Here is a 3,061-nt window from a genome sequence, read left to right as displayed (position 1 = left end):
TAATGGGTGAGGGCCAGGGTAGAGGAGATCGGGCCCCGGAGGTCATGTGCGAGGATGGAAAAGAACTTGTCTTTACTTTGGTTGACTTTCTTGAGCTCTTCAGAAGTAGCCAAAAGCTGTTCGTAGTTTTTTTCGAGCTCTTTCTTTTGCGTCTTTATCAACCGTCTTTGTTTGAACCTGGTGAGATTGCTGCGCCATTGGATCGTAGCAAGTCCCAGGCATACGATCATCGTGATCAACCCGATTGACAACTTCGATAGCAGAATGGTTGCATCATGCTGTGTATTGGTTAATCCAATATAGAAGATGAGGTATATAAAGGTTAGATAAAACAGTAGTCGTGCAGGATGTATAAGCAAGCCTATGGAGCTCAGGACACAGATCAACAGAAAGGCGAGTATAGAACTGGTAGTGGCTTCGTTGTACACGGAACATATAGTACCCCATAAAGACATGGTCACCAGGACAACGTGTGGAAGGTATCTATTGAGGAACTTATAATTCGGCTTGCTGTAGGCGATGAGCGTAGCAACGAAGAGGACCGTACTGATTGCTGCGATGGAAATATTCAGGTCGAGAATGGACCTTTTCCAATCGACGAAAGATACAGAGGCATCTGATGTATAGTGGCTGTAATAAAAAGATAAAGCCAGCGCAATGGGGCCTATTAAGCCGGTGATCATAAAGCACCTGATCAGGTTGGCTTTACGGACCTCATTGTGGATGATTTTTTTAGTTAAAGCACTCGTTTCCGAATGCTTAGAGAGAGCGTTAATCAAGTGCGTCATAGATAGTTTAAACAAATTTATATTAAAATCTGGTATAAACTAATAATCAGAAATTTTCCAAAAACGTGTCCGTACCCGGCGACGGATTGGGCATAATAATCTGATGCTTTTGCGTAAATCGATGCCGTACCTCAGGAATAGGGCAGGGTGGACAGGAGTTTAGATTCCGGCGATAAGCCCGCGTGTTTTATTCTGGAAACGGAGAAATAATAATAAAGAGGCGGTAAGCAGCCCAATGGTTAGTCCATACCATATACCATTCACACCGAGCTGCATAGTGATGCCCAGAAAGTAGCCGAGTGGAATGCCGATGATCCAATAGGCAACGAAAGTGATCAGGGTGGGGATATTGACATCACCAATACCCCTTAAGACACCTAAACCGACCACTTGCATACCATCAAACAATTGAAAGAAGCCAGCAATAATCAGCAGTTGGGCGGCTATGGCAATGACCGCCTTATCCGTTGTGTAGATCAGGGGCAGTATGGTATTTCCAAGGACAAACACAAGGGCAGTTATGCTCATAAAGACAATCACGACGTGGTAACTTGCGATTGCAGACTTTCGCAGGTTCTCATAACTTCGTTGGCCGAAGTTGTTGCCTGTCTTTATCGTGGCCGCTGAAGCAATACCACTTGCAAGCATATAGGTAACGGCAGCAAGGTTGATGGATACCTGGTGAGCCGCCTGGTGTACCGCACCGATTGTGCCGATCAATATGGCGGCACCACTGAAAGCACTAATTTCGAAGGAATATTGCAAGGCCACCGGTGCACCGATCTTTAAGATTCTAACCGTCCGGACTTTATCAATAAAAAACAGCCGGAATCCCTTGAGGTATATTTTAAAATGCTGTGATCTCATCACGTAAGCAGCCATCACCAAAGCCATCACCGTACGGTCAATCAACGTACTTAAGCCAACACCTTTAACGCCCATCGGGCTGATTCCGAACATGCCCTTAACGAATATGATTCCGAGTACGACATTCAGTACATTGCCCCAAATGGAAATAAACATGGCTTGCTTGGTGAATCCAAGACCTTCGGCAAACTGTTTGAAAGTCTGGAAGATCATCAGCGGAATAATGGATAAGCCGAGATAGGTAAGGTACGGCTTTGCATATGCAACAACTTCTGGTGACTGACCAATGCTATCAATTATAGATAGTGTGCCCAGATGAATAAACAAATACAACCCGATGGAAGTGCTGAAGTTGATGATAATGCTATTGGACAGTAGTCTTCCGCATTCCTCCGGGTTTCGGCGACCATATTCTTGTGCAATCAAAGGGGTAAGTCCGTAAGAAATGCCCAGTCCGATAACAAGGATGAGCATGAAGATGCTGTTGACTAAAGATACGGCAGCAAGCTGTGTTGTCCCCGCAAAATGTCCTACGATGATACTGTCGGCCATGTTTACCAACGTGTGTCCCAGCTGAGAAACGACTATCGGTACAGCAAGAATAAGGTTATCCCTGTAAAAGGGTTTATATTTCTGATAGAGAGAAAGCAGCATGAAAAAACAAAATAAACGGCAAAGATAGCTCTATTTGCTATAAATATTTTCTGTTAATAAAAGTAAAGTACTCCTCTTTCTCGGAGGTATGTGGCTCTAGAAGGCCGATGAGAATGAGGTTAACCAGTATCTTCTGCGCCTTTTTGTGGGAGCTCCTGGTGATCTTGCTGAATTGCTTGAGGGTGATCCGGCCTTGTTCATCCAGGAACTTGAACAACTTCTTTTCATCCTCCGTATACACAATAAGCGTTCCCGTTGCTTTGTTCTCGTTTTTCAGTGTCTGTAAGATAACACTACTGGCCAGAATACATTTATCCTCCACACGGTAGTATACCCACCACTTATTGTTATCGTCCAAAGCATAATGCGGTTTCAGATCGCTTTTATCCACAGAAACCACCAAAACCAACCTGTCGTCTATGTATACTTCTTCAAATTTAGGTTCAATGGCCGGCTTGCAGAATTGATAAGCCGACCTGGTGATCATATATTTCTCTTCATCTTCAGACTTCACGCCAACGATCTTACCTTCGTCTGTCACTCCGATCAATAGCCGGCCACCTTGATTATTGGCAAAGGCAACCAGGCTTTTGGCTATTTTTTGGCTACTTGTGATCGTTTTTTTAAAATCAAGTGTAGTACCTTCCCCCTCTAAAATTAACTTTCTGATATTCATACCCGCTCCAGATAATCACTGTTTAATATGCAATGGTTGGTTTTTCTCCGAGATGAAGATTCCGCACGTAAACTTC

At 43.9% G+C, this 3,061-nt stretch carries 2 protein-coding genes and 1 pseudogene; all 3 read right to left on the bottom strand.

Annotation, left to right across the window (positions count from 1 at the left end):
- Positions 1 to 788, bottom strand: a pseudogene (locus ACKI5J_RS07245) (hypothetical protein); the annotation flags it as partial.
- 159 nt (positions 789 to 947) lie between these two features.
- Positions 948 to 2,309 (bottom strand): MATE family efflux transporter, encoded by a 1,362-nt coding sequence (locus tag ACKI5J_RS07240; RefSeq protein WP_407428005.1) that lies wholly within the window; start codon positions 2,307 to 2,309, stop codon positions 948 to 950.
- A 37-nt stretch (positions 2,310 to 2,346) separates the two neighbouring features.
- On the bottom strand, positions 2,347 to 2,985 hold the full coding sequence (locus tag ACKI5J_RS07235) for a helix-turn-helix domain-containing protein (RefSeq protein WP_407428003.1): 639 nt from the start codon (positions 2,983 to 2,985) through the stop codon (positions 2,347 to 2,349).
- Positions 2,986 to 3,061: the final 76 nt, after the last annotated feature.

Origin of the sequence: Arcticibacter sp. (assembly GCF_045629565.1) — a bacterium.
Classification (GTDB): Bacteria; Bacteroidota; Bacteroidia; order Sphingobacteriales; family Sphingobacteriaceae; genus Arcticibacter.
Note: the sequence above shows the minus strand (reverse complement) of the source record. Positions and strands in the feature narration are given on the sequence as shown.